This is a genomic window from Methanocalculus taiwanensis (assembly GCF_024372745.1).
Lineage (GTDB): Archaea > Halobacteriota > Methanomicrobia > Methanomicrobiales > Methanocorpusculaceae > Methanocalculus > Methanocalculus taiwanensis.
Genome location: NZ_VOTZ01000004.1, coordinates 1 through 25,190, shown reverse-complemented (window position 1 = coordinate 25,190; position 25,190 = coordinate 1). Strand labels below are relative to the sequence as shown.

At 49.9% G+C, this 25,190-nt stretch carries 20 protein-coding genes; 10 read left to right on the top strand and 10 right to left on the bottom strand.

Annotation, left to right across the window (positions count from 1 at the left end; all coding sequences use genetic code 11):
* Positions 1 to 2 precede the first annotated feature (2 nt).
* Genes FTO68_RS02710 through FTO68_RS02680 form a run of 7 tightly spaced genes read left to right on the top strand, consistent with a single transcriptional unit; the run spans position 3 to position 6,864 of the window.
* Positions 3 to 749 carry an RNA methyltransferase gene (locus FTO68_RS02710; RefSeq protein WP_255331830.1) on the top strand — a complete coding sequence of 249 codons (747 nt, stop codon included), beginning with the start codon at positions 3 to 5 and terminating at the stop codon, positions 747 to 749.
* Positions 736 to 1,293, top strand: a complete 558-nt coding sequence (gene dcd / locus FTO68_RS02705; protein ID WP_255331829.1) for a dCTP deaminase — start codon at positions 736 to 738, stop codon at positions 1,291 to 1,293. The genes FTO68_RS02710 and dcd overlap by 14 nt, the downstream gene beginning before the upstream one ends.
* 53 nt (positions 1,294 to 1,346) lie before the next feature.
* Positions 1,347 to 3,176, top strand: a complete 1,830-nt coding sequence (locus FTO68_RS02700; RefSeq protein ID WP_255331828.1) for a threonine--tRNA ligase — start codon at positions 1,347 to 1,349, stop codon at positions 3,174 to 3,176.
* A gap of 13 nt (positions 3,177 to 3,189) precedes the next feature.
* Complete coding sequence (locus tag FTO68_RS02695) at positions 3,190 to 4,353, top strand: DUF362 domain-containing protein (RefSeq protein ID WP_255331827.1); 1,164 nt, start codon at positions 3,190 to 3,192, stop codon at positions 4,351 to 4,353.
* Between the two features lie 29 nt (positions 4,354 to 4,382).
* Positions 4,383 to 5,615 carry a methyl coenzyme M reductase-arginine methyltransferase Mmp10 gene (gene mmp10, locus FTO68_RS02690; RefSeq protein WP_255331826.1) on the top strand — a complete coding sequence of 411 codons (1,233 nt, stop codon included), beginning with the start codon at positions 4,383 to 4,385 and terminating at the stop codon, positions 5,613 to 5,615.
* A complete protein-coding gene (locus FTO68_RS02685; RefSeq protein WP_255331825.1) occupies positions 5,612 to 6,079 on the top strand; it encodes a ribonuclease III domain-containing protein in 468 nt (155 codons plus the stop codon). Before mmp10 ends, FTO68_RS02685 begins: the two co-directional genes overlap by 4 nt.
* Positions 6,080 to 6,126: 47 nt before the next feature.
* Positions 6,127 to 6,864, top strand: a complete 738-nt coding sequence (locus FTO68_RS02680) for a PP2C family protein-serine/threonine phosphatase (RefSeq protein WP_255331824.1) — start codon at positions 6,127 to 6,129, stop codon at positions 6,862 to 6,864.
* Between the two features lie 51 nt (positions 6,865 to 6,915).
* Here the strand turns inward: FTO68_RS02680 and FTO68_RS02675 are convergent, their stop codons facing one another.
* A complete protein-coding gene (locus FTO68_RS02675) occupies positions 6,916 to 8,466 on the bottom strand; it encodes a transporter substrate-binding domain-containing protein (RefSeq protein ID WP_255331823.1) in 1,551 nt (516 codons plus the stop codon).
* 72 nt (positions 8,467 to 8,538) lie between these two features.
* Positions 8,539 to 9,156, bottom strand: coding sequence for a class I SAM-dependent methyltransferase (locus FTO68_RS02670; protein WP_255331822.1), 618 nt, complete (start codon positions 9,154 to 9,156; stop codon positions 8,539 to 8,541).
* Between the two features lie 26 nt (positions 9,157 to 9,182).
* Here FTO68_RS02670 and FTO68_RS02665 point away from each other — a divergent pair, with 26 nt between their 5' ends.
* Entirely contained in the window at positions 9,183 to 10,538 is a 1,356-nt protein-coding gene (locus FTO68_RS02665; protein ID WP_255331821.1) for an MFS transporter, read from the top strand.
* A gap of 23 nt (positions 10,539 to 10,561) precedes the next feature.
* On the opposite strand, the gene FTO68_RS02660 is transcribed toward FTO68_RS02665, so the two are convergent.
* Positions 10,562 to 11,728: an aminotransferase-like domain-containing protein gene (locus FTO68_RS02660; RefSeq protein ID WP_255331820.1), complete on the bottom strand. Its 1,167-nt coding sequence runs from the start codon at positions 11,726 to 11,728 to the stop codon at positions 10,562 to 10,564.
* A gap of 85 nt (positions 11,729 to 11,813) precedes the next feature.
* The gene (locus FTO68_RS02655; protein WP_255331819.1) at positions 11,814 to 12,518 is read right to left on the bottom strand and encodes a DUF4013 domain-containing protein; all 705 of its coding nucleotides are present in this window, start codon (positions 12,516 to 12,518) and stop codon (positions 11,814 to 11,816) included.
* 246 nt (positions 12,519 to 12,764) lie between these two features.
* On the opposite strand from FTO68_RS02655, the gene FTO68_RS02650 reads away from it, so the two are divergent.
* A complete protein-coding gene (locus FTO68_RS02650) occupies positions 12,765 to 19,022 on the top strand; it encodes a tetratricopeptide repeat protein (RefSeq protein WP_255331818.1) in 6,258 nt (2,085 codons plus the stop codon).
* Positions 19,023 to 19,057: 35 nt separating this feature from the next.
* On the opposite strand, the gene FTO68_RS02645 is transcribed toward FTO68_RS02650, so the two are convergent.
* The 3 genes from FTO68_RS02645 to FTO68_RS02635 all read right to left on the bottom strand — a co-directional run bounded on the left by FTO68_RS02645 (position 19,058) and on the right by FTO68_RS02635 (position 21,850).
* Complete coding sequence (locus FTO68_RS02645) at positions 19,058 to 19,888, bottom strand: ion transporter (RefSeq protein WP_255331817.1); 831 nt, start codon at positions 19,886 to 19,888, stop codon at positions 19,058 to 19,060.
* Positions 19,889 to 19,931: 43 nt separating this feature from the next.
* On the bottom strand, positions 19,932 to 20,831 hold the full coding sequence (locus FTO68_RS02640; RefSeq protein WP_255331816.1) for a PPK2 family polyphosphate kinase: 900 nt from the start codon (positions 20,829 to 20,831) through the stop codon (positions 19,932 to 19,934).
* A 119-nt stretch (positions 20,832 to 20,950) separates the two neighbouring features.
* Positions 20,951 to 21,850 carry a PPK2 family polyphosphate kinase gene (locus FTO68_RS02635; protein ID WP_255331815.1) on the bottom strand — a complete coding sequence of 300 codons (900 nt, stop codon included), beginning with the start codon at positions 21,848 to 21,850 and terminating at the stop codon, positions 20,951 to 20,953.
* A gap of 145 nt (positions 21,851 to 21,995) precedes the next feature.
* On the opposite strand from FTO68_RS02635, the gene FTO68_RS02630 reads away from it, so the two are divergent.
* Positions 21,996 to 22,346, top strand: coding sequence for a hypothetical protein (locus FTO68_RS02630; RefSeq protein WP_255331814.1), 351 nt, complete (start codon positions 21,996 to 21,998; stop codon positions 22,344 to 22,346).
* A 17-nt stretch (positions 22,347 to 22,363) separates the two neighbouring features.
* On the opposite strand, the gene FTO68_RS02625 is transcribed toward FTO68_RS02630, so the two are convergent.
* The 3 genes from FTO68_RS02625 to FTO68_RS02615 all read right to left on the bottom strand — a co-directional run.
* Positions 22,364 to 23,788, bottom strand: a complete 1,425-nt coding sequence (locus tag FTO68_RS02625) for a dihydropteroate synthase-like protein (protein ID WP_255331813.1) — start codon at positions 23,786 to 23,788, stop codon at positions 22,364 to 22,366.
* 109 nt (positions 23,789 to 23,897) lie between these two features.
* The gene (locus FTO68_RS02620; RefSeq protein WP_255331812.1) at positions 23,898 to 24,062 is read right to left on the bottom strand and encodes a hypothetical protein; all 165 of its coding nucleotides are present in this window, start codon (positions 24,060 to 24,062) and stop codon (positions 23,898 to 23,900) included.
* Positions 24,063 to 24,258: 196 nt separating this feature from the next.
* A partial coding sequence (locus FTO68_RS02615; protein ID WP_255331811.1) for an IS1634 family transposase occupies positions 24,259 to 25,190 on the bottom strand: 932 nt, incomplete at its 5' end.

Sequence of the window (25,190 nt, the reverse complement as noted above, 5' to 3'; positions counted from 1 at the left end):
GGATGCCCGAGGTTGATATTGTCCTTGTTGAACCCCTCTATGAAGGCAATGTCGGGTTTGCTGCACGGGTGATGAAGAACTTCGGTTTCACAAACCTTGTCCTCATTAATCCCTGTGAACTTGGTGACGAGGCAAAAGCCCGATCTTCACATGCCCGTGATGTTCTGGAGTCTGCCGAGAGGATCACCCTTGATGAGGTATTCAGACGGAGTGCTGTTACGATAGCGACCACCGGCACACTCGGTAAATCTGTGACAAACCCGATGAGGATGCCATTTTACTCTCCTGCCGAACTCCGTGATATAATTGGAAAAATTGACGGGCGGGTCTCAATATTGTTTGGAAGAGAGAACTGGGGGCTGAATAACGAGGAGATCGCACAGGCTGATCTCATCTGCACGATCCCGACTTCAGAGATCTATCCGATCATCAATATCTCCCATGCAGTCGGGATCATCTGTTATGAACTGGCACATCTCCCCCGCGGAGAGTACCAGCTTGCCTCACGCCTGGAGATGGACTATCTCTTTTCGCATGTCAGCTCTTTTCTGGATCGTATTTCACATCCTCCGGAAAAACGGGCAACAACACTTCTCCTTGTCAGGAGAATCCTGGGAAGAACCCAGCTGACAGCACGCGAGGCGAGCACCCTTCATGGCCTGCTAAGGAGGACTGAGTGGCACCTGGACAATCCAGAAGGAAGCGATAAGTCTGATCAGGTGCCACAAAAGAGTAATGATTCTTGTTGACTGGGAGATCAGCGATCGGATCAATCATGGGCATATACTGATTGATCCCTACAACCCTGCACTGGTTCAACCAAACTCTCTTGATATCCGGCTTGGCAATCATTTTGTATGGTACCGTCCGGGCGATACTGTCATCGATCCCTATGACAAAAAGAGCATCGAATTGGAGACTGAAGAGACCTTTGCAGATTATTTCGATATTCAGCCCGGCATGTTTGTTCTTGCTGAAACCCTCGAAGTAATAGGGCTTCCTGATAATATCGTAGCTTCCATTGAGGGTAAGAGCAGTATCGCCCGGTTCGGGGTTGAATTGCACCAGACAGGTGGATGGATAGATGCCGGGTTCCGCGGCACGATCACGCTTGAGATGTGTAATGTCAATGTCCGGCCAGTCAGGGTGTACGCCGGAATGCCCGTCGGACAGCTTGTCTTCTACACAACAGAACGCGCGGCAACCCCCTATGACAAAAAGCCCGATGCAAAATATATGGACCAGCGCCAGGCTACGCTCTCCCGGTACGCAGGGAACAAGCGGCCTGACTGAATTGTTATATAACTGATTGATACGCATACGTACTGGATTTGGGAAGGTTAATAATGCGGCTTCTTCTGATACATTCGGATTTCATTGAATATGAGGCACAGAAAAAGACAGCGATGGCAGAGGAGGATATCATCCAAAAAGACTCCCTCGATGAAGCAATTGCTGCATTCTGTGCAGTTGAGTCGGTTGACGAGGAGGATCTCATGGATGTCGTTATACAGGCGGCAGATGAGATCCTTAAAACCGCAGAAAAGGTCGGATCGGCCAGGGTGATGATCTATCCTTATGCCCATCTATCCAATGATCTTGCCTCGCCAAAACAGGCGGTAATGGCACTGCGAGCCCTTGAGGAGAAACTCAGCGGCAGCATTGAAGTGAAAAGGGCTCCGTTTGGATGGTATAAATCCTTCAATCTTTCATGTAAAGGCCACCCGCTCTCCGAGCTCTCACGCACACTTGTTCCCGGAGGGGGGGAGGATACTCCTGCAAAGAAGGAAGTAACCCGTGAATGGTTCGTCCTCACGCCTGAAGGTGAGAGAAAGGAGGTCGATTATTATAAGGATGGTTCAAACTTCTGCCGGTTAATCGAGAAGGAAACGGGATCAGCTATTCCAACAGGCGGCGATCCCGTTCATGTCGAGCTGATGCGGGCAAAGGAGCTGGTCGATTACGAGGCGAGATCGGATGTCGGGAACCTGAGGTGGATGCCACGGGGCAAGCTGATCCGTGATCTCCTTGCAGATTACTGCCTCAGAACCGTCCTTGAGTACGGCGGCTCCCCGGTTGAAACCCCGGTGATGTATGATCTGGGGGATCCGGCAATCTACGAGCATGCAGCGAAGTTTGGTGAGCGGCAGTACCGGTTTAGGTCAAATAACCGGAACATGATGCTTCGGTTCGCTGCATGCTTTGGGATGTTCTCCATTATGCATGATATGCATATATCCCCGAACAATCTTCCCATGAAGATGTACGAGCTCTCTACCTATTCATTCAGGCATGAACAGAAAGGCGAGGTGATAGGCTTAAAGCGCCTCCGGACTTTTACGATGCCGGATATGCACACCCTTACAAAGGATATGGAGAATGCCCTTTCCTGTTTTGAAGAACAGTTACTCATGGGCTGGAAGAGCGGCGAGGATCTCGGTACCCCGCTCGAAGGCGCGTTTAGGTGTACGCGTGACTTCTATCTGGACCATGCAGACTGGGTAAAGAAGGTTGCCCGTCTCTCCGGAAAGCCGCTTTTAATTGAGATCCTCTCTGATCGTGTCCATTACTGGGTGGCAAAGATCGATCTTGCGGCAATTGACAGCCAGGATCGGCCAATTGAGAATCCGACTGTGCAGATTGATGTCGAGAGTGCGCACAGGTTCGATATCTCCTATATCGATCGTGATGGAAATGTTGTCTTCCCACCGATTCTGCACTGCTCTCCAACCGGATCCATCGAGCGGGTGATCTGCGCTATGCTTGAGGGAACTGCAAAGATGAAGGTGCCGTCATTCCCGGTATGGCTTGCACCGACACAGGTGAGAGTCCTCCCCGTGTCAAGCAGGAATATTCCCTATGCGACGAAGGTTCTTGAGTCATTGACTGTTGAGGATATCCGTGCCGATCTCGATGATCGTGAAGAATCAGTCGGTAAGAAGATTCGTGAGGCAGGCATGGACTGGGTTCCATTCGTGGTTGTGGTCGGGGATCAGGAGGAGGAGTCGGGAGTTCTGACCGTCACAATCCGGTCTAAGTCGGATCCGAAAAAGCCCTATAAGGAGCAGCTGACTGTAGATGGCGTAATCGAAGCTGTCCGTTCCGGGACAAAAGGGATGCCCTTCAGGCCGCTCTATACCCAGCGCCTCCTTTCGATGAAGCCGCGGTATATTTAAAAACCCTTTTTTTATGGTTACAATCGTCTCATCAGCCACCTGCCACCATTATCATGAGGCAGAGGTGGATGCGGCGGTTCTGCAGGCAATTGATCTCCTTGGAGGTATCGGTTCGTTTGTCTCTCCGGGGATGACCGTTCTGCTGAAGCCTAATCTTCTCACAGGTGCCGATCCACAAAAAGCAGTCACCACCCATCCCATGGTCGTCGCATCCATTGCCCGTCTGCTGACCGCATCCGGATGCAGGGTTGTGATCGCAGACAGCCCTGGTGCCGGCACCCGGTATACACCCTCCTCCCTGAAAAAGGCATACGAGCGATCCGGCTATACTCCTCTGGCGGCGATCCCCGGTGTTCATTTGAATGAGGATGTCTCCCATACGACAATCCCCTCACCGGAAGGACGGGTGGTGAAACGTTTTCTTGTCATCTCCCCGGCAGTTGCAGCGGATGTGATCATATCGCTCTCAAAACCAAAGACCCATCTTCTGACGACGTATACCGGTGCGGTGAAGAACCTCTTCGGCGTCGTTCCTGGCCATGAGAAGTCTGCCTTTCATTCACGGTTTCCTGAAGCAGAAGGCTTCTCTGAGATGCTCCTCGATCTCCATGGAGCTATTGTTCCGGTTCTCCACCTTATGGATGCGGTGGTGGGCATGGAGGGAAACGGTCCGCTCTCGGGAACACCGGTGCCTGTAGGGCTTATTCTTGCGTCACGGAATCCTCATGCACTTGATCGTGTTGCCTGCAGAATAACCGGGATTCCGGAGACGCTCGTTCCGACACTTAGCGTCGCAGAGGATCGGGGGCTCATTGAAGGGGAAATCAGTATTATCGGAGATGATCCAGCTCATCTGGCGATTCCCCCGTTCCGACTCCCTGACACTGCCCGTTCTGCAGGCCTCATGATGAAGATCTCAAGGAAGGTACTAGCACGATTCCAGAGGGGAAGCCGTGTTCTCCTCCCCTATCCGGCGGTTATGGCCTCTGCCTGTATCGGATGCGGCGCATGCGTACGTATCTGCCCTGTCCACGCTGCTTCTATCCGGGAGTACCGGGCAGTAATCGATCTCTCCCTCTGCATCCGGTGTTACTGCTGCCATGAGTCATGTGAGGTGGCTGCGATTCAGCTCAGGCAGGGTAGTCTTTCCTGTATCATCCTCGGCAGGCGGCAGTAGTTATTAACTCCTGAGCCAAACGTTATTGAATGGTTCAGCTGACGGTTGATATCGGTGGGCGGCCGGGACTGGACTGCCGTGGCTACTGTTCGTACTGTTACTTCCGGCATACGGCAAAGCGGGATATTCCACCATTTGGATGCCGTTATTGCCTTCCTTTTGTCAAGGGATGCGACTATTGCAGCCGTGGCGTTAAAGAAGAATATACTGGCTTCAAACCGCTCCGTGATGTGGCAGATGCGGTACTTGCGGATATCCAGTCGATTCGTGGCGATATAACCCGCATAACGATCAGCGGTGGGGGGGATCCGAGCTGCTATCCTGAATTTGTCGACCTCATCGAACTTCTGGCGAGCCTTGAGGCCCCTCTCCACATCGGCTACACAAGCGGGAAGGGCTTTGATGATCCGGGGATTGCCGATCTCCTCATCGAATCGGGATTATCCGAGATCTCCTTCACTGTGTTTTCATCTGATCCTGAGCTCAGGAGGAAGTATATGCATGATCCGACACCGGAGGCATCGCTTGCGATCCTGGAGCGGCTTGCTCAGGAGATCGATGTCTATGCGGCGTCTGTCATCCTTCCGGGGGTCAATGATGGGGTAATCCTCGAAAATACCTGCAGATGGCTTGAAGAGCGGGGGGTCAAAGGGCATATCCTGATGAGGTTTGCAAATGCAACTGAGCAGGGCCTTATTCTTGGCAATGCCCCTATAATACCCGATCAGGTGGTGCAGACGGTTGAAGAGTTTGCAGCTATGGTCGGTTCAGTTGCATCGAAGTGTTCGATGAAGGTCTCAGGCACCCCGCTCTTTGATCCGGAGTTTGGCTCCCCGTTTGCTATCCGGAATGAGCCGGATCTCCTTGCCAGGCTCCCAAGGGTGACCGGTTCTGCAACCGTCATTACTGGGAGTGTTGCTGCACCCTTTATCCGGGAGATTCTCCAGATCTGCGGTGGTGGCGATGTGGTACCTGTTACAAAGGAGATCGCCTGCCTGATCACAGCAGACGATCTGCTGCCGCTGGATCTGCGTTCACTTTCAACTACCGTGATCATACCGGGACGCTCATTTGTCCATCTCCCCGAGGCCGAATCGATCCTATCGGCAGACGGGAAAAACAGGCGTGTTATCCGGGGTCCGGAATGCCTCACTGCAGATGCCGAGACGAGCATGGGAATGACCAGAACAGGAGTGCTTGAGATGGAATTCTCAGGATTCTCAGATCTGATCAGGCTGATCAATCTCTATGGTGCTGCATGACCCCTCTTGAAGAGGTCCTCGGCTGCACGTTTCATAATCCAGCACTTCTTACCCGTGCCCTCACCAGATCGGCATATGCCAGTGAAACAGGCATCCTGGCAGACGGCCATATGGATGCTCTGGCTGTTCTTGGGGATGCTGTCATCGAACTAGTGGTAATTGAAGCGATAATTCATACTGGTGAGTCCGATAAAGGCGCGATCACGAAACAAAAGATCAATTCTGTGAATATGCTCAGGCTCAGGAATGCCGCTGAATCTCTTGATCTTACCGCATATGTCCGGTGGGGCAAGGGTGAGAGACAGATGGAGATCTGGAGATCCGGGCGTGTATTGGCAGAATGTTATGAGGCACTGATCGGCGCCCTTTATCTGGATTTGGGTCTGGATGTTGTGAAATCAGTACTTCAAGCCTCCAAAATCACATCCGATAAGAAAGATTCAAGTAACCTCGCCTTCGATTAAACTGTACCGAAGATTCCAATGCTTTTTCAGGTGGCAGGGAGAGGGATATGATCGGACAGATGGTAACTGTCGGAAGCGAGATTGCCGGTATCACATGCCGTGGTGGCAGGTCCGCAAATGAGGATTCATATACGATACTCCCGCTTCCATCGGGGTATCTGATTGCAGTGGCTGATGGTATCGGTGGCCAGCGGGCAGGGGATCGTGCATCCTCACTTGCTATCTCGAGTCTCAGGGATTATATCTCTGAACATTTTTCTGTCGGACTGAACAACGAGGAGTGCCACAAAATCCTTCGGGAAGGATTTTCGGCTGCTGATCAGGCAGTAAAAGCCGCTGCGGTCGGTGATGCGAAAGGGATGGGTACCACCCTGGTTGCCGCCCTCATCCGACGCAAAATTGCCATCATTGCACATACCGGGGATTCGCGTGCATATCACCTTTCAGGGCAGGTTATTTCTGTAACCCGCGATCACTCCCTTGTTGCCGATATGGTTGAACGGGGGCTTCTTGATCCCTGCGAGATCATTCACCACCCACTCAGGTCATATATCACCCGTAGTATCGGGGGCGATTTTATTGTTACCTCAACGATTGACATACTCCACCCCGGAGATGTCATACTCCTGGCAACCGATGGCTTTTACGAATATCTTGATGAAGATTCGCTCGTCTGTGAATCTCTCCGTCTTGATCCTGCCGACATTCTGCATCGGCTGATGCAGCGGGTGCTGATGATCACAAAGGATAATGCGACTGCTGTCATCTACCGCCACCCGGTCTGATCAATCAAAAGAAAGAGATCAGATCAGGAAATCCCGTTCCCGTAGATACAATCAGTCGTGCAACTCAAGCAGGCTCTCGAGTTCTTCTTCTGCCCGTGTCTTTGGCGGGACAGGCGGTGTGCCCTGTTCTGCGATGATATATCTCCATCCTGATATCTTAGATGCCTTAAATGCAGCCTGGTGATAGATGCCGTCCTCATAGAATCCCACTTCTCCCTCTTCTTCAGAGATAACTGTTCGTATCGCTTCTGAAAAGGTGTCTGTACCGGCAGGAGAGACAACTCCAATCTTCTCTGAATGCGTATGCAGCGCGACGACACCATCGCCTGTCAATGCAGAGAAATAGGCAGTCCCGGTAAGCGACAGATCTGTGGTTAAGGATCTCGATAGTGATGTTAGATCAATCAATGCTTCCACTGCTCCAATGACAGTATCCCCGCTTCTGACCGGAACTGCAACAACAGCCGCCTCACGACCAGTAACCGGATCGGTGATTACCACGCCTGTGACTGGAGTTCCTGACAGGAGTGTGGCGAGATATGGTCTTACCCCTGCATCCTGCCTTGGAATAGCATCGCTGGATAGATACCAGTTCCCATCTGTGGATATGAAACTAAACGTGGTTGTCTCATCATTTGACTTCAGGTTTGCAAGCACCGGCTGGATACGATCCATCTCGCCGGATATAAGATCAGATGTTCCTGCAAGGAGGCGGAGCGTATCGGCGGTTCCGGTGAGCCTTGTATCACCCTTTGATATGAGCAGGGCTAGCGCCTCCTTCCCTGCCCCGCTCACACCCTGGGACTGGGTATAGAGGATAAGCTGTTCCCGTGTTGTGATCTCCTCATACGTTCCATCCTTCTTCATCCCGTCCAGTGCCGCCTGCCATCTCCTGATTACATCCTCATCTGTATCTTTATTGAAGGCGATGTAGAGTTCAATCTCACGAAGGGTATAGACCGGCACAAGAGCCGTTGGTTCAAGTCCTGCGGCACGTGAAAGCGGGGTGATGGAATCACTGCTCCCAAACCAGAGATCGGCTTCACCTGCTTTGAGTCCCTGTATTGCTTTGATATCATCAGAATATAGAACCAGTCTCTCAAATCCCTGCTTAACAAGATACTGGTGCCTCCAGTCATCCCGTACTACCCCGACAGTATACTGGTTCTGGATCTCATCAACTCCGGGGATTTCACCCCCAAAACCGGCTGGTGCATAGAAGACAAAACCCTGTTTTCCTATAGGGCCGACCCATGAAAAGAGGCTCTCCCGCTCAGGTGTCCGTGCCGCAGAGTAGAGGGCGACATTACGGGTGCCCAGTGCAAGCCCGTAGGCATCGCTCCAGGGTAGCAACTCAATTGGCGATTTTTCATGTAGTCTGGCGAGGATCTCACGTACCACATCCGTTGACTGCCCTGCCGCCTCACCATCCGCGTCAAGATAATTATAGGGCGGGTTTTCTTCAGTGACGATCCGAAGCCCGGAGTCAGCGGGCTCCCCCATCCTTCCTTCTCTTTCAGTACATCCTGCGGCAGCTATGAGGACACAGAAAAACAACAATACTACAAGGAATATTCTTCTATTCTCCATCGGTTCATCCATCCTTATTAAGGATACTGAATGTGGATCATAGATAAATATATTCAATTAATCTCTAATTTTATTCCACTTCTTTTATACTTTTTTGAAGGTGCAGAATACATGCTCCCTTATATGCCGCTCTCCTGAAAACCGCACCGTGTGGCTGTCAAGTGATACTTTCTCTTCCTGAAATGGCCCCTTCATTCCCCGGAGTTCATCTTCTGTGAAATAATGGGTTGTGATCCCACGCCTCAGGTATGTAAACGGGAGTATCTCTTCTCCTTTTCCACACCGCATATCACCGCGGGAAAAGACTGTCAATTGAAAAACCCCCCCATATTTTAATATCCGAAAGGCTTCATTAATCAGCAGTGGACGCATCTGCTCCGGTAGGTGTCCCAGAATGTGGATCCCGATGATCGCATGAAATGATGCATCTTTGAATGGGAGTGCACAGGCATCTCCTATGATAAGGGGACTTATTCCCCGGCAGATTGCGATTGCCTCTTCTGAGATATCTATTCCGACAACAATCCATCCCTTCGCCGCCATTGGGTGAAGGTGTTTGCCATTGCCGCACCCGAGATCGAGGATACAGCTTCCCTTTGGTATATTCGGGAGTGGAAACGGCGCTCCGCCATAGAGTTTTCCACGTTCCCGGTACTCAGCGTTCCAGGCATTCTGGAGGGATATGGAAGACTGTTGATCCATATAGATTCATGGTTTTCCGGGTTGATATGATCACTCTCATGTTCGGGCTGAAACGGTATCACCATCTTTTAATTCTCCTTGGTTTCATCATTGCAACAGTGATGGCAACAGAAGCGATGATCATCGCTGCGTTTCCGGGGATCGAAGAAGAGTTTGGTGTTTCTTCTGTTATAATCGCCTGGATACTCCCTGCTGTTATGCTTGTCGGTGCTGTCCTCCTCCTTGCCATAGGATCACTTGGCGATATCCTCGGTAAGCGACGGATTGTGCTTGCCTGTTTGATCGTCTATGGTGCAGGTGTTGCCCTTGCAGGATATGCACCCGATATGCCAACCCTTCTCATCTCCCGTACACTCCAGGGACTCGGGCTTGCGATTGCACCACTTGCATATGCGCTCGTTGCAGAAGAGACGCCTGTTGAATGGGTGGCAACATCGATCGGTGTCCTCGCAGCAACGTATGGAGCTGGAAGTTTTATCGGAATTATGTCAGGCGCATTTATCATTGAGCAAATCGGATGGCGTGCCTGTTTTCTGGTGATGGTGCCGGTAGTTCTCCTTCTGATCGTCTTCGCATGGCATATAATCCCGGATCATGGGATACGGAAGAAGGGGAAGATCGATCTCATTGGTATGATGCTCTTTGCTATTTCGATCTTATCGGGAATGATTGCGATAACCTGGATTGGTCTTGCAGGAATCAGTGATCCCCTCGTATGGATCTGTATTGGCGTCTCGATTTGCTCCTTATTCCTCTTTCTCAGGCATGAGAATCAGACAGAGGATCCACTCCTCGATCTCGGAATGATTCATGAAGCTCCTTTTCCGGAGATCACTATCAATGCCTTTCTGGTCGTCTTCTCGTTCTTCATCCTCCTTCAGGTGATGCCGTACCTGATCGCTTCTCCTGCAGGACTTGCCCTCTCGGTCATCTATGTAGGGATTCTCCTGATGCCTGGATCACTGACGGATATGATCTCGGGTCCCCTTGCCGGGTTCATGGTATCCAGGAAGGGTGTTGTGATCCCGTTTATCCTTGGTGCGTTATTTCTCCTTTTTGGATGTGGGATCTACTTCCTTTTCCCCATGACCCCGGTTCTTGTTGTCTGTATCTGGATGATCTTCTCTGCAGGCATGTCGATCCTCCTCACTATCGATAACATGATCGTTGTTGCATCAGCACCGCCGGGCAGCACCGCAACGGCAAGCGCCTTTCTGCACACCATCCAGAGCATCGGAGGGGCGCTCGGGCCAATTGTTGCCGGGGCAGCCCTCACGCTCTATGCACCGGAGGAGGCATTCACCGTAATCTTCCTTGTAGTACTTGGTGTATCGGCAATCATCCTCTTCCAGTCTGCAGGGATCAGGCGGCATCTCCCATGAGTTATAATCTCATCTGTTCTCTTTCAGAGAGCCCTGAATGCCTTCTTAAGCCGTTCCATACCGAGATTGATCTCTTCAGTAGAGGGGCTTGAGAAGTTGATCCTGATTGTGTCTTCTCCACCTCCGTGTGGGTAGAAGGGGATCCCGGGCAGAATGGCAACCCCGGCCTTCACGCCCTCCTTAAAGAGCTGCATTGAGGAGGTGCCTTCTGGGAGTGTTGCCATCAGGAACATGCCGCCTTCAGGCTCTGTGTGGGTTAGGCCAAGTGCGTCAAGATGGTCGCAGATGAGCCTGCATTTCTCCTTATAGACTGCTGTTATCCTTTTGATATGAAGATCAAGGCTGTTGCTTTGGAGGTACCGCACCAATATCATCTGGGAGAGGAGGTTCGAATGGAGATCGGCAGCCTGTTTTGCATGATTGAACCGTTCAAGTACCGGCACAGGCGCATAAATCCAGCCTATCCGAAGCCCCGGCGCGATGATCTTTGAGAACGATCCCGAGAGTATCGTCTGATCCAATAGATAGTGCTTCATCGGAAGGCGGGGTTTTCCATCAAAGAAGAGTTCGCCGAATGCGTCATCCTCAAAGAAAGCGCATCCGGATCCTGTCAGTATCTCTGCCAGATGCCGCCTCCGCTCGTCAGAATAGGTTGTTCCGGATGGGTTCTGGCAGTTAGGAATGCCATAGAAGAAGGAGAGGGGGTGGTTGTGGATGAGTTTTTCAAAACGATCGGGATCGGGGCCCCCTTCGATTATGGGGACTGTATGGATAATCGGTTCGTAGAGTGAGAAGGCATCTATTGCCCCAAGGTATCCGGGTGCTTCCATCCCGATATGTGATCCTCTTGAAATGAAGATCTTCCCCATAATATCCAGGCATTGCTGGGAGCCATTCACAATCTGTATCTCCTCCGGTACAGCAGGAATGCCGAGCCGCTCCTGGTAGCGCCTGGCAATACATTCCCTGAGCGGCAGGTACCCGTCGGTGGTTGTATACTGGAGTGCGGCTCTCCCCTCTTCTTCAAGTACAGCAGCTGTTGCATCCCTGATCCCATCAAGGTCGATCAGATCCGTATCAGGCAGTCCGCCTGCAAATGAGATGATTGAAGGGTCGCGTGAAACTCTGAAGAGCTCATCCAGAAAGGATGTTGGGGTAATTCTGTATCTGCTGGAGAAGGAGAATTGCATGCCGGTCTATTTGGGCTAAAGAGCGAAAAGATCTCTCCTCTGCTCACAGAAAGAATCAATGGGAAAAATAAGAATGAGACTGGGGTTATGCCGGAACACTTTCGTACAGCATTGCCACATATCTCCATGTGAAGATGGAAAGCGGTGGTCCGAGGAAGAGGGAAATCAGCCATCCGATGAGCGGTATTGCACCGAGAATTCCGATGATGAATGCAAAGACGAAGATGATCACCCAGAGGGCAATGATGGCAAATATATAATTAAGCCAGCCGATCTTTCCGATATGTCCAAATATCTCTCCGAAATTGAATGCTTCACCGATGCTGCCGGTTTTTGCGAATCTGACCACTCCTGTGTAAGCAATGAATGATATGATGATTCCTATGATGAATGCGATGAAGAGTCCGGCCATCAGCTCGCCAATGGCGCCGATGATTGCCTGATCCGGCACTACCCCGGTCATATCACCCATTGCTGCTCCTGCGATCACAAACGGGAGTGTTGCAGCACCAAAGATAATCAGGATAATGATCACAGGGATCATGTAAATGAGTGCTACAATGTTCAGTTTCCACCCGTCAACAAAGAGTTTGCCCCAGTTCTCAACTTCAGGTGCTGGTGTTTTACCTGAGAGGACAGAAACAACATACCCGTTGAAGACCGGAATCAAAAACAGTGTAAACGATGTGATCAGGTACGCTACCACAAGCAGTATCCACTGCTTCCATTTCCCCCACACAGCCTCCTGTGCATATGTAAAGGATCCCGATGCAAATGTGCTGATTGACATAGATACACCTAATGAGTAATCCTATTCATGCTACTATATAAAACTTGCTCAAAAAATACACAAAGAATTTATGGCATGGTATTTTATTTCGTTTTCTGATTCGGGTCGTCTTCTATTTATATTCTTCCTGCCTCCTCTATATAAGGAAAAATCATCAACGCAATCTTTTCGTTTGACAGCACCAATAGGAGATGGAATAGAGGAATTAACAGCATGGTATCTTCCGGACTGATGGATTGAAGTGCAATGGACATCTGGAAACGGGAACCTGAGTCAGTAAAACAGGAAGAAGCAGACAGATATGTCAGTATTGGCGTATCACAGCTTCAGGAGGGGAAGTATGTGGATGCCATCCAATCGTTTGATGAAGCCCTTGCACTTGATTCTGGATATTATGAGGCCTGGAGAGGAAAAGGGGAGGCATTCTTCCATCTGGATGAGTACGAGCAGTCCGTCTTATCCTTTGAAGCAGCCCTTCGTATCCGGGGTCATGATCCGGATACATGCAAGGCATGCGCCTCTGCGCTCCTTGCCCTTGGAAGAACATCAGATGCAATGAAGGTACTTCATCTTACATTCAGCCCTTCGGCTCTCCCGGATCTTACAAAACTTGTACAAGAGCTATTTTCCTCGGGGAGGTATAAGGAAGCACTTGATCTTGTTGATAAAATGACTGCACTTGATTCCGGTAATGCCGAAATATGGTGTCGGCGTGGCATGATCCTCATCCATCTGTCTGAATCCGGGAATACGTATAATCCGGGTGCAATCCATTCGCTTCAATCTGATGATGCAGGTTTGTGGTATCTGCGAGGTGCCATCCGCTCGTTCCAGACAGCTCTATTGATCGAGCCGGAGAATTTCCTTGCATGGAAAGGCAAAGGAACCGCTTCTCTCAACATTTCGGAATTTCAGGAAGCTGCAAACTCTTTTGAACATGCCATCAGGATCCGCCCTGATGACAGGGATACCCGGCGCAGGTACGCCTTTGCCCTGCTTGGACTTGGACAAACTAAACGGGCAATCGGCATTTTACAGCAGTCCTCTCACCAGGATGACCTCGATGATCTGATCTCGATGGGAGAGCATCTTTTATCGACGAGGCAGTATGATGAAGCAATCACCATCTTCGATTTAGCTCTTGCACTGGACGGTGCCTCCCGGAAAATATGGTTTTTAAAAGGCGTATGCCTTTATCGGCTCTTCCGGCTTGAAGAGGCTCTTCAATCATTTGATGAAGCGCTCAGACGGAATGGAGACGATATATCAGGTTCTGCCTTCAGCCTCGCAGAGATATGGGGGATGAAAGGTGCCATCCTATGCAGGCTCACCCGGTATGACGATGCACTCCTCTCCTATGAGCAATCACTCTTTATCAATCCTGATGATCCCGCTGTCTGGTTCCTGAAAGGTATTGCTCTTGATAAACTCTGGCAATATGATGATGCAATTGAATGTTATGAGCATGCGCTCTCTCTCTTCCAGGATGAAGCGGGAGATCGAAATGAAACTGTACATCCACAAACGGGAACCATCTGGAAGAAGCATGGTATCTGCCTCTGGAATCTTGGAAGATACGATGAGGCAGTCCGATCCCTTGATCTTTCGCTTGGGATTAATCCGGATGATGCTGAATGCTGGTTTTCAAAGGCATCTCTTCTCCAGATACAGGGACGTCACGAGGAAGCTATAGCCGCCTATATGAAGGTCATCGACATTAAGCCCGATTATTATGAAGCCTGGCTGAACAGCGGATCTGCGGCGCTTTCCATTGGAAGGCATCATGATTCCCTTCACTATCTTGATCAGGCGGTAAGAATCCGTGATGACGACCCGGATTACTGGTCTCTTCGAGCGCTTGCCCTTATACAGCTTGGACGTGCCGATGGGTCGCTTGAATCTCTCCGGAAGACTGTTTCACTACGGCCCTCAGATCCAAGGGCAAATCTGGGCATGGGTCGGCTCCTGATGGAATCCGGCCGATATGATGAGGCAAAGGATGCGTTTAAACGGATACTGGAGGAAGATCCGGATAACTATCCTGTTCTGGTCGACTATGGGGCCGCATTGGAGATGCTCGGGCATCAGACGGAGGCTCTTGAATCATATGAACATGCCCACAGCATACGGCCCACAGATCAATCTGCTCTTCTGCGGCTTGCTCCGCTCCTCCTTCAGCTTGAACGATATCGGGAGGCGCTCTCTGCCTATGATGAGATCATCAGGTCAGGGAGCAGTAATCCTGATGTCTGGCTGAACCGTGTGCGTGCCCAGAAAGAACTGCTGCTTAATGAGGAAGCTGCGAAATCCCTTGATGAGCTGCTCGCCTTTGACCCGGATAATAGAGATGCCCTCTTTGAGTCAGCTCTTCTCAATCACCGCCTTGGCAGATATGAACAATCTCTCCATGCATTAGATCGCCTTCTGGAGGATCCCCCGGATGATCCCTCATACTGGAAGATACGAAGTTATGTCCTCCTCTCCTTTGAGCAATATGAAGATGCCGTTTCATCAATTAAGCATCTGCTCTCTTATAACGCCGATGATCCTTCTATCTGGCAGGATTATGGGAGAGCCCTGCTTGCTCTTGAGCGGTATGAAGAGGCGGTGGAATCATTTGTTCGTGCCATCTCTCCGGATGCCACTGATCCTTCAGTCTGGCGCGATAACGGGCGTGCTCTGCTTGCTCTTGAGCGGTATGATGAGGCGGTGGAATCATTTGCCCATGCGATCTCGCTGGATGCAGCCGATCCTTCAGTCTGGCGTGATCACGGGCGTGCTCTGCTTGCTCTCGAACGCTATGAAGAGGCGGTGGAATCATTAGGGCATTCACTTCCTGCATACCCGGATGATTCATCTGTCTGGTCAGATCATGCAGGGGCCCTTCTCTTTCTTGGACAAAATGAAGAGGCTCTTATCTCGGTTGAGCATCTGATATGGCTTGAACCTGAAAACGTCGATCACTTTTCCAGGCAGGGGGAGATCTTATCTCATCTCGGGCGGAACGAGGAGGCTCTCTCTGCGATTGAGCAAGGTCTTGAAGTAAGTCCGGATAATGTGATCCTCAGGAGAGAGCGAGCCAGAATGCTCTCTCTTCTGAAGAGATATGAAGATGCTGTGGCCGCGTTTAAACACGTTTTGGAGTTTGATTCCGATCTGCATCTGCTCCATGCCGAAGCGCTCTTCGAAACCGGCTGGTATGACGAGGCTGAAGCATCCTATCTTGCCTCCCTTGGAGGATATGATGATACTTTTCATATCTGGAAGAAGATCGGGGACTGCCGCCTCCGTTCCCATAGGTATGCGGATGCTATAAACGCGTATAAAGAGGCTATGCCTCTTTCTCCAAAGGATCCGTCTCTTCTGGTGCAATATGGGGATGCTCTGCTGGCGGTTCAAAAAACAGATGAGGCATGCGGTATGTATGAGCGTGCGCTTGAGCTCTTCCCTGATGATCGGGTCGCACTTTCCAGAGTCGCCGATACGCTTCTGCTCCTGAACAGAGAGCAGGATGCCCTCCCCTTCTATGATCGGCTGGTGGAGGGCGGCACTCATGACCCTGCTCTCCTGCGAAAACGGGGCGAGGTACTCTTAGCACTCGGCCATTATTCAGATGCGCAGCTATCATTTGCATCTGCTCTTGGGGAGAACCCTTCCGATATCCCTTCATTGAGAGGAAATGCCCATGCTTTGATCGCCCTCTCCCGGTTTGAGGAGGCACATGCAATTCTCTCGCACCTTGCTCTTGAAATTCCGGACGATCCGGCAATCTGGCAGCAGCTTGGTTTGGTGCTTGAGCACCTCTTTCGGCTGGAAGAGGGGCTTTCGGCTTATGAGCGGATCCCTGAAGAGACGGTCATTTTGCGAGGTCTTCTCCTCTCCCGTCTCGGTCGGCATGATGAAGCCATTCCCCTGCTGCTCTCTGCGATGAATGATCCAACCAACGATCCAGCCATACTCTCTGCCCTTTCGAAATCCCTGATTGAAGATGGAAGGGAGACTGAAGCCCTTCCTGTTCTCAGACTACTGATCGAACAGGTGCCAGATGATCCCGCGATACACCTACGTTATGCAGATGTACTGGCGAACCTGAATAAGCTGGATGATGCCCTCTCTGCTTACCAGAGGGGGATATCGCCTGAGAATCCGGATGGCTGGGGAGCGATGTGTGTGGTTCTCTGCAAATTAGGCAGGCATGATGAGGCGCTGTCAAATGCCCAAAATGCGCTTCAGTTATTCCCGGATGATCCGTATCTCCTTCACCTCTGCGGGAGAGTCTTCTCTCAACTGAAGAGGTATGATGAGGCTCTCGCTGTATTTGAACGGGGTCTTGCGTTAAAACAGGATGATGAAAACCTGAAAGGTGAGCGTGCCGTAGCTCTCTCTCTTCTTGAGAGATATGAAGAAGCAGCGGCAGCGTTTGATAAGGTGCATGAGCCTGATTCCTTCCAACACCGGCTCCATGCCGAAGCCCTCTTCAGAACAGGCCGATTTGACGAGGCTGAAGGGTTATATCTCGCCTCCATGGAGGAATCTGATGATAACCTGGATATCTGGAAGAAGATCGGGGACTGCCGCTTCCGCTCTCGCCGGTATGAGGATGCAATAGCCGCATATGAAGAGGCTCTGCGTCTCTCACCCGACGATCCCTCTCTTCTGGAACTGTATGGAGACGCTCTTCTGGAGGTTTGGAAACCAGATGAGGCATATGGGGTATACGAGCGTGCTCTTCAGGCATATCCGGATGATCAGATCCTTCTTGCCAAGGTTGCAGATACGCTCTTGCTCCTGAAGAGGTATGATGAAGCTCTCTCTCTCTATAACAGGCTCATCACAGGTGATGATCCCGTGCCCTCCCTCCTGCGAAAACGGGGTGAGGTTCTCTCTGCCCTTGGCCGGTATGAGGATGCACTCCTATCCTTTGAATCTGCACTCCGGGAGGATTCATCTGATACCATCTCACTGTTTGGGAGTGCCCATGCGCTGATCGCTCTCTCCCGTTTTGAAGAGGCACATACCGTCGTCTCACACCTTGCTCTTGAACTCCCAAATGATCCGGCAGTCTGGCAGATCCTCGGTTTGGTGCTCGAGTCTCTCTCCCGTCCACAAGAGGCGCTTCTCGCCTATGAGCGGGTACCCGAAGAGACTGTCATTCCTCGTGGCCTTCTCCTCTCCCGCCTCGAGCGGTATGACGAAGCCATTTCCCTTCTGCTCTCAGCACAGGAGGACTCACCTCTTGATCCAGAAGCCCTGTATACTCTCTCAACCTCGCTGATCGCAGTTGGAAGGGAGATGGAAGCCCTTGATGTTATCCAGCCGCTGATTAATGAAATGCCGCATGATCCTGAAATTTTGCTTCTCTATGCGGATCTTCTGGTACAAGCCGATCGGCTTGAAGACGCCCTGGCTGCCTATGATAAGGCGGTTTCAACAGAAAGAGCCGGGGGATGGGCAGAGATGGGTTTTCTCCTCTGCCGTCTTGGCAGGTATAATGAAGCCTTACCCTCATTTAAGCGGGCACTTCATCACTCTCCGGATGATCCCCGGCTCCTCAGCATGTGCGGAACAGCGCTCTCTCATCTTGGCAGATTTGAAGAGGCAGTAGCCTGTTTTGATAACGCAATCCGGGATCATCCTGAAACGCTCGAGCTTGCCCGTGGATATGCATCGGCATTGTACCATGTTGGCAGGTTTGCAGATGCGCTTACCTATTGTACTTTATGGCTTGAGGAGCATCCTGATGATCCAGATGGGTGGTATGGGCATTCCCGTCTGCTTGTCAAGATGGGGAGATATGACGATGCATCATTCTCAATTGAGCGGTCTCTCTCCGGGCGGAAAGATCATGCTAAGGCATGGTATCTCCGGGGCGTTATCCAGGGGCGGCTTGGCAGGTTCCCTGCCGCACTTTCTTCGGCAGATAAGGCACTTGCCCTTGATGAGAACTTTGCGGATGCCTGGGTGCTCCGTGGCACTGCGCTTCATCGTCTATTAAAATACCAGGAGGCATTGCGATCCATTGACAAAGCCCTCAATTATATACCCGAGGACGGAGGTGCATGGTATATACGGGGAACCATTCTCGGTAGTCTTGGCAGGTTTGAAGATGCCGTCTTCTCATTTGATCGATCCATTGCGTTCAATCCTGTATCTGCACAAGTATGGAACGCCCGTGCCATACTGCTCCACCAGCTTGGCAGATATCATGAGGCTATGGAATCCAGTGAGGAGGCTTTACGGGTGGATCGAGGATTTCATGCTGCCTGGCAGTCACATGCCAATGCCCTCCTGCGACTGGGCAGGAACGAAGAGGCGCTCTCTTCCCTAAAACATGCACTTGATGCAGCACCTGATCGTCACAGGCTCTGGTATGCAATGGGAAGGGCTCTTGTAGCGCTTGAACGATTCGAGGAGGCCCTCCACTCATTTGAAAAAGCCTATGAAATACAGCCCGAGCGTGCGTATATGGAGGAGATACGGCGGTGCAGGCAGAAAGCCGCCTGACTCCCTCATTATGTCAGATCTGACATTCCCGTTCATCACTTTTTCCAGAGATCCCTGCCTTTTATCTCCTCTTTGCAATGGGGGCAGAGGTACACTTCATCATCGCGAATCTCTGTTTCCAGGGCTTTGGAAAATCCTGAAGCAAGGATGCCAGCCGGAAGGGCAAATATTGCAATTCCGATGAGGGCAATCACAGTCCCAAGCATCTTTCCAAGGGGTGTAATCGGGACGATATCACCATAACCTGTTGTCGTCAGGGTGATGACGCCCCACCACATCGCCGCGGGGATACTTGAGAATGCTTCCGGCTGTGCCGGGTATTCGACCTCATACATAAGTGTGGCTGCTGCAATGAGGACGATGAAGAGAACGAGATAAGTGGTAAAGAGCGTATTCTTCTCTGCTTTGATCACCCTGATAATCAAATTGATGGATTCTGAATAGCGTACCAGTTTAAAGAGCCTAAATACCCTCAGGACGACAAGGCCGGTGAGGTTGATGCTGGTGAACATCAGGAGAATATACGGGAGTATTACCAGCAGATCGATGAGTGCAAAGGGTGTTTTTGCCCATTTAAGCCTCCCAATGATTGGTTTTGCATATTCCGGGTCTGCTGTACATGTCCAGAGCCTGAGCAGGTACTCAAGTATGAAGATGATGAGAGTCGATGCAGAGATCAGGAGAAGAATGGTCCATATAATCGGGTAATCGGTATGAATCTCCCAGATGCTCGATAGGACCATTGCAGTGATATTGAGGAGAATAACGCCGGTAATGAAGATCCCAAAGATGTAACTCTCACGGCTTTCTGTATCTGAAGGCTCGATAATTTCCCATATCTTCTTTTTTAATTCTTTCCGACTCATCTGTCAGCACACTCCAAAATCATATCCGGAAATCTAATGGGTGCTACTCACTCTCAAGTTGAATTCGTGCTTTTTCAATTTCTTTCATCCGTTCAACTGAGGTCTCAGGGTACCTGAGATCAAGGCGGCTGATGGCACGGACGATAATGTCTGCTACCAGCGTTCTGGCGACCCATTTGTAATCTGCCGGGATCACATGCCATGGTGCATCACCATGGCTTGTCTGGAACATCGCCTCTTCATATGCTGCCTGGTAATGGTTCCAGTACTGCCGCTCTGTCAGATCCGAGAGGGAGAATTTCCAATGCTTCTTCTCTGTCTTAAGCCGTGATAAAAGCCGCTCCTTTTGTTCTTTTTTTGATATATTGAGGAAGAATTTCAATATTATGGTTCCGTTTTGATGATGGTGCCGCTCAAATGCCCGTATGTCTTCATATCGCGCCTCCCAGAATGCATCACTTCCATATCCCGGCGGTAAATGCTGGCCTTCCAGGATGACCGGATGGACTTTGGGGACGAGCACATCCTCGTAATATGAGCGGTTAAATATCCCGATCTCACCTCTGCGGGGCATATGTTTCCAGAAACGCCACAGGAAAGTATGATCGAGCTCGTATTTTGTCGGGATGCCGAAACTCATCACCTGGCATCCTTGAGGGTTCACACCCGACATAACATGTTTTATTGTACCATCTTTGCCTGCTGTATCCATTCCCTGGAGAATCACCAGGATTGAGTACCGTTTATCGGCCCACAGAAGTTCCTGCGCCTCTGCAAGGGCTGCCCGGTTCTCTTCAAGTAGCTCGGCAGCCCGCTGTTTGACAGCATTCTTCCCTGCTTCCCGAAGTGCCTCACTTTGTGCCCATCCCGTGTTAAAATCTGTGAGACTGAGTGTTTTTCCAGGCTTGACTATCAGCCTGTCGAGGTATTTTTCTTTAATCATCTGGTATCATGATTCAGATTCGTTTACTCGATGATAAATACGTCTCTTATCATCCTCTGTTAATAGTACTTTTTCGATCTGTTGATCCGAGGGATCAGTCTACCATTCTTTGATGGTTTCTATGTATTCTGAAGCTTTTCAAGTGCTGCTTCAATCTCCATTTTTTGTATGTCGGAAATCTCAGGGTATCTGAGATCCAGCTGCCGGATGCTCAACACGATAAGATCTGCAATCATCATCCTGGCAACCCATTTGTAGTCCGCGGGAATGATATACCATGGTGCATAGTCAGTGCTGGTTCTTGAGAAGATCTCTTCGTATGCTGCCTGGTACTGTTTCCAGTGGTCACGCTCTGAGAGGTCTGATGAAGAGAATTTCCACTGTTTACTTTCGGTTTTAAGGCGTGATATAAGCCTTTTTTTTTGTTCTTCAAATGAGATGTGAAGGAAAAATTTTAAAATGATAACTCCATTATTGACAAGTTGCTTCTCAAATGAATTTATATCCTCAAACCGTGCATTCCAGAAGGATTTACTGCCATATCCGGGAGGAAGCCGTTGCGTGTTGAGTATTTCCGGGTGTATTTTGGGTACAAGCACATCTTCATAATATGAGCGGTTAAAGATGCCGATCTCCCCTTTTCGGGGTAGTGATCTCCAGAATCTCCATAGGAATGGGTAGTTTTGCTCATTTCTTGTCGGGATACCAAAACTCTCCACCCGGCAGCCCTGCGGGTTTAAGCCCGACATTACGTGTTTTATTGCTCCGTCTTTTCCTGCTGTATCCATTCCCTGTAAGATGATCAGAAGAGAATAGCGTTTATCGGTCCAGAAGAGATCATGTGCTGCTGATAGAGCCTCCCTGTTCTCATTCAGTGACTCCATTGCCCACTTTTTTACTGCTTTCTTCCCCTTTTTGTCACTTCTCAGATTGTTTGCCAACCCGGTATGAAAGTCAGCAAGTCGAACATTCGCTCCTCTTGGGACTGAGGACCAGCCAATGTATGTCTCATGATTCATCACTATTCATCTTCTGGATGTCCTTCATAGAACATAAAGAGTCCTTTTGATCGATCATTTTGAGTGTGGTTATCCTGGGATAGGGTGATGTTTGCATTCCAGAGCGATAAACACCTTTATATGCTTAATCTTCCTTCTAGTCTCCATGGATTTTAACCATCTGCACTGTCCTGAGTGTGGAGAGAAAACACTGAATGTTGAGCAGCCATCGGATAATGAGATCTGGATCAAGTGTAGTACCTGTGATCTTTTCATTGGCCTCTCTGAAGAGGAATGGCACCAGATTCACAATTCACCACATCTTGAAAAGAAGATACGGGCTCTCTATGAAAAAGACCACCCGGATATAAAGATCGGCCACCCATGCAGGCTTTGTCTCAGGCGACATGAAGGCGGCGTAGTTGGCATCTGTACCAGATGCCTCTATAAGGCTATAATCATCATTCTGGTCATCATGGCCATAACTTCGTTTATCGTCTGGTTTGGGATCTTTTAGGATACTCACGTGCCAATTCAGAAGTCGCCATCCTGCTCAAAGCTCCTGTTGAAACGGATGGCGAGTTCTGCTTTGTAGAGTTCCTTGCCAAGGTATGCGGCATGATCGAGAAGAGATACCCAGCCCTTCTCTTCAATGAGTGAGAAAATCGTGGTCCATTCATCGCCTTTTACTGCAACACCCTTTCTCTCTGCGATGATCTCTGATCCTTCTATTCCGATCCTGAAGTTCCCGCATGGATCATAGATGAGTGCTTTTTCTGATCGAATTGTCTGGAGTGTGGCATCATACCGGACAGGTGGCTCACGCCTCCGCCGTTTCTCCTTGATGACAAAAAGATCTATCCCAAGATCTTTTGGATAGGGCCGATCGTTCATGAGCCCCGTCATCATCGTCGCTTTTCTCATCTCTGTGACCGATCCGATTGTTTTGTCTGAATGTTCACTGGTAAAGATCAGGGATGCTCCTACTTCTGCTGCCATTGCGGCAAGGAGTGCATTTGCACCGGGAGAGTCTGCATCTAAAAGTTCAACCACGTTCCCTGCGCCAAAGAAAAGCGGATAGGGTGTTTCTGCTCCCGACATTTCTGCAAGAGACTTCACCAGCCCTGATCCGGCTGGCGGGAGGAGCGGATCTGCAATGATACATTGAATCCCACAGTTCTCGGCAGCAGCACTATTTGCTGCAAGTCCTGCTTCACCGGGCACGACCACCGCTGCAATTCCTGCCTCTGCGATATCAGATCCCACAAGGGGAATATTCTCCTCCTGAAGAGAGAGGATGAGATCCGCTCTTATGAGTGCTGCTCTGATCAGATCAGGGTTCTGGGTGTCTGCTGCCAGCGGCCCCTCTACTCCTTTCAATGCAGAGAAGGTTTTGGTTACATCATCGGGGGTTGCATCGAATCCAAATCCGAGATCGACAATGTCGGCACCTGAAGCGAAGAAACGAAGAACAGCTGATCTGATGTCAGGGTGTCGATGGGCATCCATGATCTCGGCAACGACCTTCATCCTGCTCCCCCCGCCGATCTTCACCCCCCTGATGAAAAATTCGGGTTCAGCTGAATCTTCAATATCCTGAAGTGTTTCAAGTGCTCGTTCCCGTTTCAAACCAGCTATCAGGTCGTCTGCTGGTATTGTGCGGGAGAGCTGGATATGACCGACTCCAGGGAGGATCATTGCGAGATCTGACGCATGCCGGGGACCAAGGAAGACGAAGACTCCGGTTTCTTTTTCGACTGTTGAAAAGTCAGCCGTACACATTCCAGAGACGATTACAAAGTCATACCGATCTTGAGTGATCAGTTCGATCAGCCGCTCCGGAGATATAAATGATGCCACTTCGCCGATGACGGCGACATCACAGTCATGACCGGATTCTTCGGCAGCCTCTTTGACGATCGCTTCAGTCTGGGTGCCGGTAACAAGCAGGATACGCATAGCGGAATGGTTGTCTTCTGGTTACTTGAAGGTGGCGAAATCTTCATCCGGTTTTTTCCATTTGATGATACGGCTGGTATGGCGGAAAAAAGAAATGGTGTCTTTGGCCTTATTCTGAAGAAATCCTCTTCGCCATTGTGAGCCCTGCATCAAATGCAGAATCCAGTTCACCTTCATCAGGTACAAACTGGACCTCAAATGTTCCGGCTACCGTAAATCCGGCAGTCTTTAGTTCCTCAGCAACGAAGGCTGGAGCTCCCCCACGCCCTCCCATGGATCCGAAGGTGAGTGCATAACGCTTCCCCGTTCTGTCGAAGTGGAGTCCTTTGAGATAGTACAGGAGATCTCCAACCTAAGTTTGCCACTTTGGGTTCAGCCACCCAGTGACAGCATTCACTACCGTGATCTATTTTTTCCAGAATTTCATCAGGAAACAGTATTTGACAGTTGATGATTTTCCTATCAAAAATTCATGTAATCGCCCAATTATGCCGTAAAACCATCGTGTTAATGGCATCAAAATTGGAGTGAATGAACCTTTTTGTCTTCCTCATCCACGAATCAACGGTTACTGTCAAATTCAATAGCGCCGTTTTGATGAATTTCGTTGACGTATGCTTCAGTTCAGGGATCTCAAATCGGATCAGCGAGATAAATAATTGTGCAATAAACCCAATGATTAATGCACCGTAAATGCTGTTATCAGTCCATACGCGCAATGGTTTGATCTCGATCTCGTTCTTGAGTGAGTTGAATATCTTCTCAATCGAGTCCTTTTTTCGATAGGTCAGAAGGGCTTCAGTTAGTGTCAAATTCTTACTCGATTTCAGGCAGAAGAATCCCTCTCTTCCGGTGATGAACTTCTCTTCAAGAAGCCTGACAGCATCATCTTCTGAGAGTTCAATCAGCTTTGTCTGGATGGAGTAATCCACATCAACAAGAAGATTGTTTATCCGGAATCGTTTTGGAAGAGCCTTATTCTTGTCAATGCTCTCCTGAATGGCCTTTGCTTCTTTTATCTCTCGAACGACTTTTCTTGCTCTGGATTCCAGCTGCTCTTTCTGCAGCTTTTCTGAGAAATAGAGATAGTTCGTACTGTTCGGCTTCTCGATTTTAATTCCACTAATCCCTGATTCCTCATCAATTTCCTGAGGGTTATAGGTTTCAAACTCAGCGATTATCTTGTCATCGCTCTTGTTGAGCTTCTTTCCGGTGATGTACTGGAGATTATCTGCCCGGATCATCTGGGTATTGGCGACACTGTTCGCTCCTTTATCAAATATCACCAGAGATCCCTCTCTGAGCCGATTCCTTGACTGGCGATAGGTCTTCTTGAAGTGGGTCTGATCATTGAGATTGCCAGGTTCGATTGTCATCCCAATTGGGATATTGATCGGGTCAG